The following is a 14,553-nucleotide window of genomic DNA, read 5'->3' as shown; positions in this document are numbered from 1 at the left end:
CGAGACTTTTCGCTTCCGGGATAAACGCGCACTACAGAAATTAGCGCTTTAAAAGTTTTACCCGATTAAGTATTTTGCATGGATGATTGGGCGACATGCGCCCCCTTTATTCATAGCGACAAGGGATCAACCGTGAGCGGACTGCGTGAACGTCAGAAAGTCGAACGACGCCAAGCCATCAGCAAGGCAGCGATCGAACTGTTCGAGCGTCAAGGTTTCCAGAACACCACCATCGAACAGATCGCCAACCAGGCTGGGGTGTCGGCGCCCACCGTGTTCAAGTACTTCGGCAACAAGCAGGAAATCATCCTGGAAATCCTGCACGACGCCGACCAGCGCGCCCTCAAGGACACCCGCAACCAGATCCCTGAAATAGAAGATCCGGTCGAGGCCCTGTGCTACCTGGAACGCCTGCTGACCGGTTACGCCCTGGAAGTCATGCATCCCAGTCTCTGGCGTGAACTGCTGCCGTTGATTCTATTTGGTGGTGATAACGGACTGCCCGAAGGTTATCGCGCCATGAACGATGCGCTCAGGGCCGAAATCAGCGGTTTGCTCAGAGAACTGCAACAGGCCGGCAAGCTACGCGCCGACCTCAACGTCGACCTGGCCGCCTTCCTGTTGAACGACTACTCACACCTGCAGTTGTTCAGGCTGGTCAACCAGGAGCAGCCGGACATCGAGTCACACTCCGCCCAGGTAAGGCGTATCACCGAGCTGCTCTTTTACGGAATGCGGGCCTGAGAACGCCAGCCTCCTCCCAGACTGGCTGCATGCTATAGCCCAGACGCGTCATTGCTGGCGAGCCCGGCGTCACGACGCCGGGCCACGATGATCAGCGGTTGGTCTTGATGGTGGTCCAGGTGCGGGTGCGGATCCTCTCCACGGCTGCCGGCATGGGCTGCAGAGCGAACAGTGTTTTGCGCGCTTCGTCCGGCACATACATGTTGGGGTTATTACGGATCTCGGCGTTCACCAGTGCAGTGGCGTCCTTGTTCGGATTGGGGTAACCGATCTTGTTGCTGATCCGGGCAATGACGTCAGGGCGCAGGATGTAGTTGATGAACTCATAGGCCTCTTTGGTATGGGGGGCGTTGGCCGGCACCATCATCACATCCGACCACATCGGTGCGCCTTCCTTGGGTAACGCCATCTCCACCCTGACGCCCTTGCCGGCCGCATCGGCCAGTTGCTTGGCCAGCGCCACACCACCCGACCAGCCGACAGCTACGCAAATGTCACCGTTGGCCAGGTCCATGCCGTAGCGTGAGGAGTTGAAGTAGGTGATGTGCGGGCGAATCTTCATCATCGCCGCCTGGGCCTGCGGGTAGTCCTCGCGCTTCTGGCTGTTGGGGTCGAGGCCCTTGTAGTGCAAGGCGATGGGCACGATTTCATTGGCCGCGTCGAGGAAACCGACACCGCAACTGGCCAGCTTGGCGAGGTTCTCTTCCTTGAAGATCATGTCCCAGGTGTTCATCTGCACATTGGCGCCCAAGACTTGCTGAACCTTGTCGACGTTGTAGCCGATCAGCGTGGTGCCCCATAGGTACGGTGCCGCGTAACGGTTGCCCGTATCACCGGCAGCTTCCAGGGTTTTCATGAACTCCGGGTCCAAGTGTCGCCAGTTCGGCAGCTGGTTGCGGTCCAGCGGCTGGACGGCACCGGCGGCGATCAGGTGACTCAGGTTGGCGCTGCCGGGGTACACCACGTCATACCCGGAATTGCCGGTCAGCAGTTTGGACTCCAGGGTTTCGACACTGTCAAAAACGTCGTAGACCGGACGGATGCCCGTTTCTTCCTGGAAGCTCTTGAGCACCTCAGGTGGCAGATACTCGATCCAGTTGTAGATCCGCACCGTGCGCTCTTCAGCCAGGCACACACCGCTGGCCAGCAACGACACTACAGCGCCCAACAAGGTGTTACGCAAAAACGTGTTCATGGTGAAGCACTCCTGCGCGGCCGCGAAGGCTCGCGGCACTTAATAGCGGTAGGTGAAGTACAGTTCCAGCGCACTGAATTTCTGGTCATCGCCGAACACCTGCTTGGCAGCGGCCAGCGGCTTGACCCAGTTATAGGAGAGCGACGTATAGAACGACGGCGTCGGGGTCCAGTCGAGGAAAACCACACTCTCGTCCGCAAAGCGCCGATCGCTGACCTGCGCACCCATGTAGTTTTTCTCGTCCAGCCAGAACTGATAGTGGATCGCGCCGAGGGTCAGCGTTTCATTGAGGTGGGTCTTGAGCGAGAACTGCTGGACGTTTTCGTTGCTGTTGAACAGCAGGTAGTTGCCGACGACATCCCCCACCAGCCAGGTGCTCCAGTCGACGAAGCCCTTGCTCAGTGACTCCCAGGCTTTCTGCCGGTTGTCGGCGAGGTTGTCGTCGCCGGAAAAACTGGCGTAGCGATAGCCGATCACCGGGGTCAGCGGCAACGTGTTGAAGGCGTAATCCGCCTGACCGTACCAGGCGTTGGCATCGTAATCCACGCCTTCACCACTGCCCCGTTCCACGGCGTATTCGGCATTCAGGGTCAGGTCCGGCACGCCCGGTACTTTGGCCTTCAACGCACGCACGTTGTACACCTGCATCCCGTCCCGGCGTCGTGGCAGTGTACTGCCCTTGGGCCCCAGCGCATTGACCTTCATCGCCATGGCCCCCAGTGTCACCTGGTCGTCGAGGTTGTAGTCCAGGTTAGCGCCGGTCATGCGGAAGTCACCCAGATCGTCATCGACCCGCAAGGTGAAGGCCTGGGTTTTCAATGCGCCATGATCCCAGGCCAGAATGGCCGAATCCTTGAAGGCGGTTCTGGGGCCAAGCCAGTAGGCGCCGTCCTTGAGTTGGTCGAGGTTACCGTCCATGACGATGAAACCCGTCCCGATCATGTAGTTCTGGCGACCGGCTGTGAGCGTCCACTCCCCGGCCCGGAAACCACCGTAGAGTTCTTCGGTGGCTACATCACCATCAGAGCTGCGGGTGAAGCCGCCGGCATCGCCGTCGCCAAAGGTGGACGCCGCCACCAGCGAGCCACCGGCCAACAGGCTGAAGTCTGGCTGCAGGGAGTATTCCAGCTTGACGCCGGGCTTGACGTAGAGCTCCTGCCAGTCGATTTTCGTACCGCCATTCTTGCCACTGCGCGCATCGACGCGGCCGCTGCCGAAGTTGACGTTACGGGTGGACAGGGTCGCACCGCCGGCAGTGAAGTTAACCTCACCCTTGAGGTTGCCATCCTCGAAGGTGTAGCCCGCCAGCGCGACTTGGGCGGTCAGGGGTAAGCCGACCGCTAAGAGCGTTCGAGAGAAACGCGTCATGAGAACCATATGAAGCTCCTGTGTGATTATTGTTGTTACAGGGCAGTGAATGGCGGCGCAAAGCGCCGCCAACACCTGGTCGAGCCAGGCGAATAGGTCGCAAACTTCTTGTCGTTATGAGGCGTTTCAGTGAGTAAGGTGCGCGGCGATGGCACGCAGCAGGCGCACGCTGTCAGCATCGAACGGGCTGACAGCCTCGGTCAGCGATGACTGCTTGACGATCACCACACCGGACGGCTTATCGACGAACAGGTATTGGCCGTGGATACCACCGGCCATGATCGCCTGGCTGTGGTCGTTGAAGACGTACCACTGGCTGCGGTAGGAAGCGTCAGGGGTCCATTGGGAGAACTCGGAGTTTTTGGCGTAGATCGCTGGATCGGAGCCGGCGCAAATGCGTGCAACCGTCTCGGTCGACAGCAATTGCAGCCCATCATGGCGACCGTCGTTGGCCAGCAGCCGACCGAACCGCGCCATGTCTCGCAAGGTGGCGTTGAAACCGGCACCGGCAACACTACGCCCCCAAGGATCGGCCATGAAGTAGCCGTCGCGCTCACACCCCAACTGGCTCCAGATGTCTTGCAGCAATTGATTGCAAGCCTTGCCCGAAGCGCGCTCCATGACCCAGGCCAGGGCTTCGGTGGTGGCGGTCACGTAATGGAAAAAGCCGCCGTGACTGCCGCGTTTTTTCAGCGACGGCAGGTACTGATACAGCGACTCGAACTGAGCGTACTGCGCAGGTGCCGGCTGGAAACCGCAGGCATAGCCGTACTGCGAGCTCTCGGAGTTGGGATCGTCATAGACTTCGCTGTAGTCGATGCCCACGGCCATGTCGAACAGCTGGCGCACCGTGGCATCGCCAAACGCGCTACCCAACAGTTCGGGCACGTAAAACGCCGCCGGCAACTCCGGATTGAGGATGCCATCGCAGACCAGTTGCTCCCCCAGGGTGCCGATCAGCGACTTGGTCACCGAGAACATGACGTGCCGGTCCCGGGGACGCTGGCCGTTGAAGTAACGCTCGAACAGCACGGTGTCGCCCTGCATCACCAAAAAGGCGTCGGTCTGACTGACCACCAGATGATCGATGACACTGACGCTCAAGCCACATTCACTGTCGAAGTGCAGTTGATCCAGCGCTTGTGGCGCTTCCTTCAAGACGCTGACCGGTCCGCCACCCGCCTCCACATCAATGGAGGGACGCAGGCGCGCCAGATTGCGGAACCCCCACTGATTGAACGGTGGACGCATCCAGTTGTTCCAGGTGACGCGGCGTTTCGGCTCGGCCGGAGAACCCTGCATAAACAAAGGCGCCAAGCGCCTGTGGAGTGACGATTCATTCGTCTCGATGTAAAGACTGGCCAGCAACGGCACGGTGTTCTGACTCATCGGGTTTCCCCTGCAAAATGACTCTGCGTGAAAGCAGATGCAGGGAAATAATTACCCGGTATTTTTTTTTAGTCAATAAAACATTTATCAGATAAAAATATTTTTAGCGCTGTGCTTTGATGGGGGGGCAAACACGGCGTTCAGCGCCCGTTACTCCTGCGACAGCCCTGCCAACCGGGGGGGTAATTGGGTGCTAAATGCCCTCGCAGGGTGCTGATACCAGGCGTAGGATCAATACGATGACTGCTTATCACGCATCGTTGGAAGGTGACTTCCAACCCATCTGCATTCACGCGCAAACGCAAGACATTTACCGCCGCACTGTAAGGCCGCGCGACCCTTCGCAGTACAAGGGCCGTGTTCTCACAACAACAAAAGCGAGGTGAAATCATGTCTGGTAATCGTGGTGTCGTGTATCTCGGCGCAGGCAAGGTCGAGGTGCAGACCATCCCCTATCCGAAAATGGAAGACCCGCGCGGCAAGCGCATTGACCATGGCGTGATCCTGCGCGTGGTTTCGACCAATATCTGCGGCTCCGACCAGCATATGGTGCGTGGCCGGACCACGGCCCAGGTCGGGCTGGTGCTTGGCCATGAGATCACCGGCGAGGTCATCGAGAAGGGCCGTGACGTGGAAAACGTGCAGATCGGTGACCTGGTATCGGTGCCGTTCAACGTCGCCTGCGGCCGTTGTCGCAGTTGCAAGGAGCAGCACACCGGCGTCTGCCTGACGGTCAATCCGGCGCGCCCCGGCGGTGCCTATGGCTATGTGGACATGGGTGACTGGGTTGGCGGCCAGGCCGAATACGTGCTGGTGCCGTATGCCGACTTCAACCTGCTGAAGCTGCCCGACCGCGACAAGGCAATGGAGAAAATCCGCGACCTGACCTGCCTCTCCGATATCCTGCCGACCGGCTACCATGGCGCGGTGACCGCCGGTGTCGGCCCTGGCAGCACGGTGTATATCGCCGGTGCCGGTCCGGTCGGACTGGCTGCCGCCGCCTCCGCCCGTCTGCTGGGTGCGGCGGTGGTGATAGTCGGCGACGTCAATCCGCTGCGCCTGGCGCATGCCAAGGCCCAGGGCTTCGAGATCGCCGACCTCACCCTGGACACTCCGCTGCACGAGCAAATCGCCAACCTGCTCGGTGAGCCGGAAGTCGATTGTGCGGTCGATGCGGTCGGCTTCGAAGCCCGTGGCCACGGCCATGACGGCGCGCAGCACGAGGCCCCGGCCGATGTGCTCAACGCGCTGATGGGCGTGGTGCGGGTCGCCGGCAATATCGGTATCCCCGGTCTGTATGTCACCGAAGACCCGGGTGCGGTCAACAAAGCCGCCAAGCATGGCAGCCTGAACATCCGTTTCGGCCTCGGCTGGGCCAAGTCCCACAGTTTCCACACCGGCCAGACCCCGACGATGAAGTACAACCGTCAGCTGATGCAGGCGATCATGTGGGACCGGATCAAGATTGCCGAGGTCGTCGGCGTGCAGGTGATCAGCCTGGACGACGCGCCGCGTGGTTATCACGAGTTCGATGCCGGGGCGCCGAAGAAATTCGTCATGGATCCGCACAGGCTGTTTACCGCAGCCTAAGGAATGGGTTGGGACAAGGGCAGCTTTGAGCTGCCCTTTTTTATGGCCGTTTATAACGTTAGAAACAGCGCCGAGGTCCAGACTCGGGATTGATCGCGCTGCCGGGCGCAGATGAACAATGGATGTTCACGCCCCTGCTCCAGATTCAATCGGGCAAGCTCGATTTGCCCTTGCAGTTCACGAGGCAGCGGCGCAGCGGTTGTCCTTTCGAGGGACACCTTCAACTCCGCGCCCGGCAGCTCTTCGGTCACTTGCGATTGCACCAGCAACTCATCGCCGGACAACTCCATCACCACCGTCGGCGCATGCACGTAAGGTTGCGGTTCAGACGGGTCGCCGACCTTGATGTAGTTATCGATGCGGCTATGAACCTGCAGCGTGGCGCCGGCCAATTGCGACAAGTCGATTTCGATGCTGTCGGTGTCGCCGTTGGTGTCGGTGCGAAAGGCCAGAACCGTTGCATCCTTGCGCCATACAGTTTGTTCGGGGTGATCGAGACCCAAGGCGCGAAAGCCGTTGATGACCGCACCCGTCACGCGAATCTCGCCGGTCCAGTAGGCGCCGCGATAACGGTCCTTGATCCTTGCGCCGCCCAGGCGCAGACGAATACGTTGGCTGGAAAAACCCAATTCCTGATGCAGGTTGCGCGACCAGATCAGCTTGTCGCCATCGAACAGATCGACCTGCTCCCAGCCCGCCTCTCCGAGCAGTCGATAGTCCAGCGTGGCATTTGCATCGGCGGTGAACACTTCACCCATGAAATGCTGGCCCTGGCGCAGGCTGGCAAATGAACGCTCGCCGGTGGTGGCAAAAGTGCGACGGGCGCGAAGTGCCTTGCCAACACTGGCTCGATCGAAGGCCTCGGCCACCACGCCAGTCAGCCCGCCGCGAGAGCCGAACACCGCCGTGGCCGGAACACCACCGCCACAACGCCCCTGATGCTCATCGCTGTTCGCCGCGGCACCCACTCGATAGCCACGCTGAAGCGCTTCGGCGTAGACCCAATGGAACTGCCCCCAGGCCGAGCCGACCTCGATCAGGCGCTCCAGCTCCGGATGGTGCCAGTCGAGGTTGCAACGGCGCCCACCGACGTGAGGCATCATCAAATGCCCTTCGGGGTCCTTGGCATAGGCGGCATACAACTCATCCACCGGCCAGGCACCCGGCTTGATGGTGCCGGCGGTGAATTCGTTCCATTCGAAGGAACGCACCAGCCGACCTTGATTGTCGAAGGGAAACTCGGGTTTGCGGTCATGCAGGAACACCACATTACGGTCGCCGCCCGCGCAAGAGTTGCCGCACCATTCGGTGCCGGGATAGCAAACAAATCGTCCTGGTTCATTGAGTTCGTGAATCAGGTTGACCGCCTGATCCCAGCGCTGCTCAGTGATATTGAAATCATTGGCGGTGTAACCGAGGACATCGAGCCCGGCGACATCGCGACCGTAGCTGAGGTTGTACAAGGTGTCGTTGGTGCCCACCGTGTCATCGGAGTGCACATGCAGGTCGGCGTACAGCGGGCGCAATGCAGTGCCGGCCGGATCGACAGTGACAAACGCCCGAGCGGCACGCACAAAAGGTGCCGCCACCTCGGCCGACAAGCGCCACTCCCCCACCGCACCGAGATCAAAACCCTCAAGCCGGGCAGTCGCCCAACCTTCAGCCGCCAGGGTGAACGGTTGTTGTCGCTCCCCCCCTTCGGGATCAACCAGAGTCAGGACACCTTGGAGCGGCAAGTTGCGGCAGGTGTTGCCCCAGGCATCATCCACCCTGAGCAGTACGTCGAACGCCTCACCCGCGCTGACCAGGCGAGGCACGATCAACTGCACGCTTTGCGCCGGTCCCGGCACGATGTTCAGCAGCGGGTCACCCGGCACCTCGGCAAATTTCGAGCTGCCCAGCGGGTCGATGAACAAACGGAAACGGAAGTCCTTCTCGACAAAACTCTGCACCCGCGTACCCGCGCCGCCCTGACGACGATCGCCCAGGCGAATGATTATTTTGTCTCCCGGATTCAGGTAACCGTCGATGATGTCGATGATGATCGCTTTCTGAAACGGCCGTTCATGCCCCTTCTGGTCGAAGCGCACTTTCAGATGCTGCACAGAGGCCTGGCTCTGGCCAGGGACCAGCTCGCCTGCCTGATATTCGGCGCTGACATAGTTGGGGCCAGTCGGATTCGAGGTCTGGAACAAGGCCCAGTCGGAGTAGAACTTGAAGGCCAGTTTCAGCCAGGCGCCGTCCGCAAGGCCGCTGCCGCCGACCTCGTAGACCAAGGTGATTTCATCCCATTGGCCAGCAATCAGCGTGTCACGATCACAGTGGATGCTGCCCAGAAACGGGCGTTGTTTGTTGCGTTCGTAGAGGCCTTGAGGGGCAATGTAATACCCGGCTTCGCGGGGATCGAAAACGTTACTCACATGACACCTCGTGCAGTGGTCCACTGAAGGTTTGAAGGGGGTTGAAGTCAAATGACGATGCTTACTGCACTCGCCATTTCTGGTAATGACGCTCGATACGCCTGAACACAAAACTCTCCATCAGCCAGGCAATCAGGCCGATCACGACAATGCCCAGCAGCACCTGACTGCTGTTGCCGATCTGCCCACCCGTCGACACCATCCAGCCGATGCCCTGGGACGCACCGATCATTTCCGCCGCGACCAATGCCCTCCAGCCCTGGCTGAAGCCGATGCGCAACGCCGCCGTCACGAAGGGCAGCGAGGCCGGCAGGTAAACGTGGGCCAGCAGTTGCCAGCGGTTGGCGCCCAAGGTGCGTGCCGCACGGACTTCACCGCCGCGGATACTCTGCACGCCCTCCTGAATGGTCACGGCCATGGGGAACATCGCGGCAATGAAAATCACCAACACGATGGAGACATAGCCCAAGCCAAAAATGATCATGATCAGCGGCGCCCAGGCGATCGGCGGGATGGCCATGAACAGGCTGTTGAGCGGCGAGATGAAATCGCGAAAACGCGAGGACAGGCCACCGGCAGTACCCAGCAGCACCGCAACGACCACCGCCGCGCAAAAGCCGCCAACCTCTTCAAGGACGCTGGCCCGCAGGTGCTGCCACAGCGAACTGTCGCCCAGCCAGCGCACAGCCTCGCGGGCAACATCCCATGGCTGCGGCAGGATGTAAGTGGGAAAGCGGCTGGCCAGGGCCATCCAGATCAACAGCAGGAATGGCAGAGACGCCCATCCCCAATTCGGTTTTGGCAAGGACATGACAGACTCAGCGCGAGGCTTTTTGCAGGTAGGAGGTATCCACGATCTGTTCGGTCTTGAGCGTGGTATCGATAAAGCCCAGGTCGTGGGAGTAATTCATCAGGCGCTGGATGAATTGAATATCCGCAGACTGCAAGTCCGCTGACCAGCCCAACCGGGTACGTGCCTGGGCGACGATGGCTTGCGGGGCGATAGTCTTGCCGTCTACGCCTTGCACCGCTTCAAGCTTGAACGCCTCGGCGATGATTCGATTCGACTCATCGGGGTGCTCGTTGAGAAAGGCGATGGCCTTGCGGTGCGCACGCAGCAGCCTCACCACATCGTCCGGTCGCTCCTGCAAGGTTTTGGGTAAGGCGATCACCACGTACCAAGGGTAATTCGGCAGCGCCTGATTGACGTCGAGCAGGATCCGGCTCGACCCGCGCAACAACGACTGGCTGACAAAGGGTTCCCAGGAAAACGCCGCATCGACAATGCCGCGCTCCAGCGCCGCGTTCATATTGCCGGGTGGCATGTCGATGATGTCCAGATCCTTGTCAGGATTGAGACCGGCCTTTTCTTTCAGCACATAGCCGCGCAGCAGCACATCCATGCCACTGCCCTTCTTGACCCCGGCCAGTTTTTTCCCCTTGAGTTCATCCAAGGCGGTAACCGGACTCTTGGCGTCGACAATCACCGCAGCCTGACCGTAATTGACCTTGGCCAGAATCCAGCTTTGCAGCCCCCGGGAAAACCATTGATACACCGGCGGCGTACCGACATAGGCCACATCCAGCTCGCCAGCGGCCAGCGCCTGCTGGATTACCGGACCATCGCCCAAGGCCTTGAGATCGACATTCAAGCCTTCCTCGCGGTAGTAGCCCTGTTTGTCGGCGATCAACGCCGGGGCGTTGGCCATGGCGAATACGTAACCCACACGCAAGGGTTTCTCTTCGCCAGCCATGGCGAATACGCTGCTTGCCAAGGCGGCAACAGACAAGGAAAGGGCAAGCAGCGAATGTTTGATCATGCTGTCAACTCAGGTTGGCGGGTTGGGTAAGCGGAGGCTGCAGGCACTTCCATGACCTGGGAAATACGCTCCATCAGCTCATTGCGGTAATCGAGAAAGGCCGGCAACCGGCGGGTTTTGAGGTTGGAGCGAGGGCGCGGCAAATGAATATTCAGTTCGCTGTGGATACCGCCGGGGGCGATGTTGAGCACGATGACCCGATCCGCCAGAAACACCGCTTCGTCGATATCGTGGGTAATGAACAGCACCGTCTGACCCAGTTCGGCCCAGATGCGCAAGGTCTCTTCGTTCATGCTGTTGCGGCTGATGGCATCCAGTGCAGCGAATGGCTCATCCATCAGCAACACGCTGGGCTCCAATGCCAGGGTCCTGGCCAAGGAAACCCGCTGCTGCATGCCGCCAGACAGCTGATGCGGCAACCGATGCGTAGCATTCTCCAGACCGACCAGGCGAAGGTACTGCAAGGCTTGAGAACGCTGCTGCGATTCGTTGATCCGAGCCGCCATTCGCAGGCCGAAACGGACGTTTTCCAAGGCGCTCAACCAGGGAAACAACTGCGGCGCCTGGAACACATAACCCAACTCCGAACGCTCTGGACGAACCGCCGTCTGGTTGATACAGATCTGACCACTTTGCGGTTGCACAAAACCTGACAACAAGTTCAGCAAGGTGGTTTTCCCGCAGCCGGATGGCCCCAGGATCGCGACGAACTCACCGGGCCTGGCGTTCAGACTGAAAGAGGAAAACACGCGATGCCCATTGGGGTAGCTGAAGCTGATGTCATCGACCGTCAGCGCATCGGCTTGCTGCTGTGCGTAAGGGAGGGTTTTGAACATGGCAAGTGTCGTCAGGTCGTTTACAATGGGATTACCTGACATAATACGTATTAATACAAGCAGTCCCAATAACCTATTTTTATAACCTTAGAAGTGAAGGCGCACCGCCCTCCTCCAAGGCCATGGAAACCGACAGTGTCTACGTCTATTCTTCGCGACAGCACCACCTCACTCTACGAGCAGATCGCCCAGCAATTGCTGGAAGAGATTCAACGCGGCGACTTTGAGCCCAGCGGCAAGCTGCCGTCAGAAGCAGAGCTGGGTAAACGTTTTGCGGTGAGCCGCGTCACCGTTCGCCTGGCGGTGGGCAAACTCAGCGACGACGGCGTAGTGGAGCGCAAACAAGGCAAAGGCACCTTCGTGGCGGCCAAACAGGTGCGGCACGGCCTGGACGCGTTGCGTAGTTTTCATGAAGCCTTGTTGCTGCAAGGGCTCGAACCGAGCATGCGCGTCATCAGCCATACCCTGCAGCCGGTTCCAGAGGCGTTGCGTGGTTTGTTTGAAGAAGCGGACGACTGCCTGCTTCTGGAACGACTGCATTTCGTCGATGACGAACCCATCGCGCTGGGCCGCAGCCATTTACCGGCCGAATTGGCCAGCGTGGTCTGGACTGAAGTCGAGCATCAACCGATTTACTCCATTCTCGAGTCGATCACTGGCATGGCGGTCACCCGAGCCGATCTGGCGATCCGCGCGCAAGAAGCCGATAAACACCTGGCCAGTGCCTTGCACATCAAACGTGGCGCGGCACTGCTGGTCATGGAGCGCACCTCCTGGTTTGCCGACGGCCGCTGCTGCGACCGTACGACCTTCTACATCCGCCCAGAACGTTATGCCTTTGTCTTGAGTGGTGTCTTCAAGTCCAGACCCGCCAGCTGAATCAGTGCACCCGCAGGAATGCCCGCCTCAATCGCCAATTCAACCCGACGCAAGGCGGTCAATGGGGTTTCCATCTCCGGTTTGATTCTCACCGTGCCGTGGGTTTCATTGGCCCGGGAGCTCAAGACTTTTGAGAAAGCCTGCGACCAGCGCGTTGAACACCTCGCCTTGATCATCGTGTACATAGTGACTGGCGCCTGCGACCTCCACCGTCTGGACGTACGGATTGCTGGCGCTCATCGCCTGCAGCATCGCGGGTGGCAGAAAGTCCGAGCGGCCGCCGCGAATGAACAGGGTCGGGCAATCCAGCGCGCGCACCGCCGGCCATAGGTCCGTCGGCTCGATACTCAGGCGCGCCTCGGCAATACCCTGCTGATCATGGCGCCAAGTGATCACGCCATCGCTCTCTTTCATCGAATGAGTGAGCCTTGATGCCAGGCCCTGTTCCGACAACCCAGGGCGCGAAGCCTGCCAGAATGTGCGGGCCGCCTCCCAGCTATCGAACTGCAAAGGCGTCTGGCTCATTTCGCGGCGAATACGCGCGGCGCCATCGCCCTGGATTGAGGAGCCGGGGCCGATGTCCTCGATCATCAAGCCAATCAATCGCCCCGGATTTTGCCGCGCATATTCAAGGGCGTTGGCGCCCCCTAATGAGTGCCCCAGCAATACAAAACGCGACAAGCCAACATGGGCGACCAAGTCCTCGAGGTCCTCGACATACGACTGCGTGTGGTAGCTGCCGGGCGCGGCCCAGTCACTCAGTCCTCGACCGCGCTGGTCCAGGGCATAGATGCAGTAGCCTGCACCCAGAGATTGCACCAGCGATTCCCAGGTTTGGGCATAAGCCCGCAAGCCATGCAATAGCACCAGAGGCACACCGGTGGATTCACCCCAGCGCAAAAAGTGCAGGCGCAAGCCAGATCGGTTGGTAAAGAAACAGCTGTCAGAAGGCATCGTTTGGTTCCTTATATGCGTGGCTTCGACCGACCTAGAAACGATCGAACCGATAAGGGCTTGGATCAATGATCGGCGCATGACCGCTGACGAGATCCGCGGCGAGGTGACCTGCCGCCGGCGACGTGCCGAAGCCGTGCCCCGAGAAGCCGGTGGCCACGGTCAGCCCCGGAATCTGCGCGACCGGCCCAATGACCGGGTTGGAATCCGGCGTGACGTCAATAGTGCCTGCCCAGGCCTGGGCAATCCGCGCCTGTTCAAATACCGGCCAGGCCGCAATGAGGTTGTTCATCGCATCGTTATTGAGCCGCGGGTTGGCGGCCGGGTCCTGCACCCTGACGCGCTCGAACGGGCTGACACTGTCGGATTTCCAACGCCGGGCAAGCGCCAGGTCATTGAAAAAAGGCTTGCCCAACGACACGTTCAGAACGCTGCGTTGCGCACGGAACTGCGGCATGTATTGCTTGGCGAGCAACAGGTGGTCGAGGGTCAGGAAGGCATCCAGTTTGCCGCGCTGGGTAATGATGAAGCCGCCGTCCTTGTGCTTGCGAAACGAAAAATCCGGTGCGCCGACAGCAATTTCCGTCGGCCCCTCCATTGGGTGAGTACGTAGCACCGAGCAGGTCAAGGGCAAGGTCGGCAACGACACTCCGAGGTTGCCCAGAAAACGCCGTGACCACATCCCCCCAGCCAGCAGCACATGATCACAGCGAATCTCACCTTGCTCGGTGACCACGCCACTGACCGTGCCGGCGGACATCTGCAGCGTCCGTACCGCGCACTGCTCGATAATCACCACACCCAGGGCCATGGCGGCCTTGGCGATAGCGCTGCTTGCCAGCGTCGGTTCTGCACGCGCATCGGACGGCGTGAAGATGCCACCGGCCCATTCACCCACGCCACCGGGCACCAACGCGTCAATCTCGCGCTTGCTGAGCAGCCGTGAATCCAGCGACAAATGCTCCACCGACTTGAGCCATCCCTCATGCATCGCCATCTGCGATAGGTTGCGACCCACGAACATGATGCCCTCCTGGCGATACCCGACATCCGCCCCTACCCGCTCAGGCATCTTTGCCCACAGACGGTCAGCGGCGAGGGCCAGGGGGATATCGGCCGCGTGGCGGCTGGTCTTGCGTACCCAGCCCAGGTTGCGTGACGACTGCTCGCCGGCGATACGACCTTTTTCCAGCACCACCACCGCAATATTGCGTTCGGCCAATGTCAACGCTGCAGTCAGGCCGATAATCCCGCCGCCAATGATGACGACGGAGGTTGCGGAGGGAAACACGGTAGACGTTTTCACGGGCGCTATAGTGGGTGCCATGATCAAGACTCGGTAAACGAATGAGGTAGGC

Annotated in this window: 12 protein-coding genes; 3 read left to right on the top strand and 9 right to left on the bottom strand. The window is 60.0% G+C overall.

All coding sequences use genetic code 11. The features are described 5' to 3' along the window. The first annotated feature begins 132 nt into the window (after positions 1-132). Positions 133-744, top strand: a complete 612-nt coding sequence (locus AF70_RS19185; protein ID WP_028940835.1) for a TetR/AcrR family transcriptional regulator — start codon at positions 133-135, stop codon at positions 742-744. Between the two features lie 91 nt (positions 745-835). On the opposite strand, the gene AF70_RS19180 is transcribed toward AF70_RS19185, so the two are convergent. From AF70_RS19180 to AF70_RS19170, 3 genes are all read right to left on the bottom strand, one after another. After that, complete coding sequence (locus AF70_RS19180; protein WP_028940836.1) at positions 836-1,939, bottom strand: polyamine ABC transporter substrate-binding protein; 1,104 nt, start codon at positions 1,937-1,939, stop codon at positions 836-838. A gap of 39 nt (positions 1,940-1,978) precedes the next feature. Beyond that, on the bottom strand, positions 1,979-3,316 hold the full coding sequence (locus AF70_RS19175) for an alginate export family protein (RefSeq protein ID WP_028940837.1): 1,338 nt from the start codon (positions 3,314-3,316) through the stop codon (positions 1,979-1,981). 117 nt (positions 3,317-3,433) lie between these two features. Continuing rightward, entirely contained in the window at positions 3,434-4,696 is a 1,263-nt protein-coding gene (locus AF70_RS19170; RefSeq protein ID WP_028940838.1) for a serine hydrolase, read from the bottom strand. A gap of 390 nt (positions 4,697-5,086) precedes the next feature. On the opposite strand from AF70_RS19170, the gene fdhA reads away from it, so the two are divergent. After that, entirely contained in the window at positions 5,087-6,286 is a 1,200-nt protein-coding gene (fdhA, locus tag AF70_RS19165) for a formaldehyde dehydrogenase, glutathione-independent (protein ID WP_019578605.1), read from the top strand. Positions 6,287-6,336: 50 nt separating this feature from the next. Here fdhA and AF70_RS19160 read toward each other — a convergent pair whose 3' ends face one another. The 4 genes from AF70_RS19160 to AF70_RS19145 form a co-directional block, all read right to left on the bottom strand. Beyond that, on the bottom strand, positions 6,337-8,706 hold the full coding sequence (locus AF70_RS19160; protein ID WP_019649016.1) for a hypothetical protein: 2,370 nt from the start codon (positions 8,704-8,706) through the stop codon (positions 6,337-6,339). Between the two features lie 61 nt (positions 8,707-8,767). Beyond that, positions 8,768-9,517: an ABC transporter permease gene (locus AF70_RS19155; RefSeq protein WP_007941346.1), complete on the bottom strand. Its 750-nt coding sequence runs from the start codon at positions 9,515-9,517 to the stop codon at positions 8,768-8,770. Between the two features lie 7 nt (positions 9,518-9,524). After that, positions 9,525-10,526 (bottom strand): ABC transporter substrate-binding protein, encoded by a 1,002-nt coding sequence (locus tag AF70_RS19150; RefSeq protein WP_028940839.1) that lies wholly within the window; start codon positions 10,524-10,526, stop codon positions 9,525-9,527. After that, complete coding sequence (locus tag AF70_RS19145; RefSeq protein WP_028940840.1) at positions 10,523-11,362, bottom strand: ABC transporter ATP-binding protein; 840 nt, start codon at positions 11,360-11,362, stop codon at positions 10,523-10,525. The genes AF70_RS19150 and AF70_RS19145 overlap by 4 nt, the downstream gene beginning before the upstream one ends. A 135-nt stretch (positions 11,363-11,497) precedes the next feature. Here AF70_RS19145 and AF70_RS19140 point away from each other — a divergent pair, with 135 nt between their 5' ends. Next, complete coding sequence (locus AF70_RS19140; protein WP_019578600.1) at positions 11,498-12,241, top strand: GntR family transcriptional regulator; 744 nt, start codon at positions 11,498-11,500, stop codon at positions 12,239-12,241. A gap of 105 nt (positions 12,242-12,346) precedes the next feature. On the opposite strand, the gene AF70_RS19135 is transcribed toward AF70_RS19140, so the two are convergent. After that, entirely contained in the window at positions 12,347-13,195 is an 849-nt protein-coding gene (locus AF70_RS19135; RefSeq protein WP_019649019.1) for an alpha/beta fold hydrolase, read from the bottom strand. 34 nt (positions 13,196-13,229) lie between these two features. After that, positions 13,230-14,522: an FAD-binding oxidoreductase gene (locus AF70_RS19130; RefSeq protein WP_028940841.1), complete on the bottom strand. Its 1,293-nt coding sequence runs from the start codon at positions 14,520-14,522 to the stop codon at positions 13,230-13,232. Between the last annotated feature and the right edge of the window lie 31 nt (positions 14,523-14,553).

It is taken from the genome of Pseudomonas sp. KD5 (genome assembly GCF_012932895.1).
Taxonomy (GTDB): Bacteria; Pseudomonadota; Gammaproteobacteria; order Pseudomonadales; family Pseudomonadaceae; genus Aquipseudomonas.
The sequence above is the reverse complement of the archived record's forward strand: the minus strand, read 5'-3'. Positions and strand labels throughout refer to the sequence as shown.

Bases quoted from the DNA above. Each gene is read 5' to 3' on its own strand.
- AF70_RS19150 (WP_028940839.1), bottom strand. From the start codon at position 10,526: ATGATCAAACATTCGCTGCTTGCCCTTTCCTTGTCTGTTGCCGCCTTG.
- AF70_RS19180 (WP_028940836.1), bottom strand. From the start codon at position 1,939: ATGAACACGTTTTTGCGTAACACCTTGTTGGGCGCTGTAGTGTCGTTG.
- AF70_RS19145 (WP_028940840.1), bottom strand. From the start codon at position 11,362: ATGTTCAAAACCCTCCCTTACGCACAGCAGCAAGCCGATGCGCTGACG.
- AF70_RS19155 (WP_007941346.1), bottom strand. From the start codon at position 9,517: ATGTCCTTGCCAAAACCGAATTGGGGATGGGCGTCTCTGCCATTCCTG.
- AF70_RS19135 (WP_019649019.1), bottom strand. From the start codon at position 13,195: ATGCCTTCTGACAGCTGTTTCTTTACCAACCGATCTGGCTTGCGCCTG.
- AF70_RS19175 (WP_028940837.1), bottom strand. From the start codon at position 3,316: ATGGTTCTCATGACGCGTTTCTCTCGAACGCTCTTAGCGGTCGGCTTA.
- AF70_RS19130 (WP_028940841.1), bottom strand. From the start codon at position 14,522: ATGGCACCCACTATAGCGCCCGTGAAAACGTCTACCGTGTTTCCCTCC.
- fdhA (WP_019578605.1), top strand. From the start codon at position 5,087: ATGTCTGGTAATCGTGGTGTCGTGTATCTCGGCGCAGGCAAGGTCGAG.
- AF70_RS19170 (WP_028940838.1), bottom strand. From the start codon at position 4,696: ATGAGTCAGAACACCGTGCCGTTGCTGGCCAGTCTTTACATCGAGACG.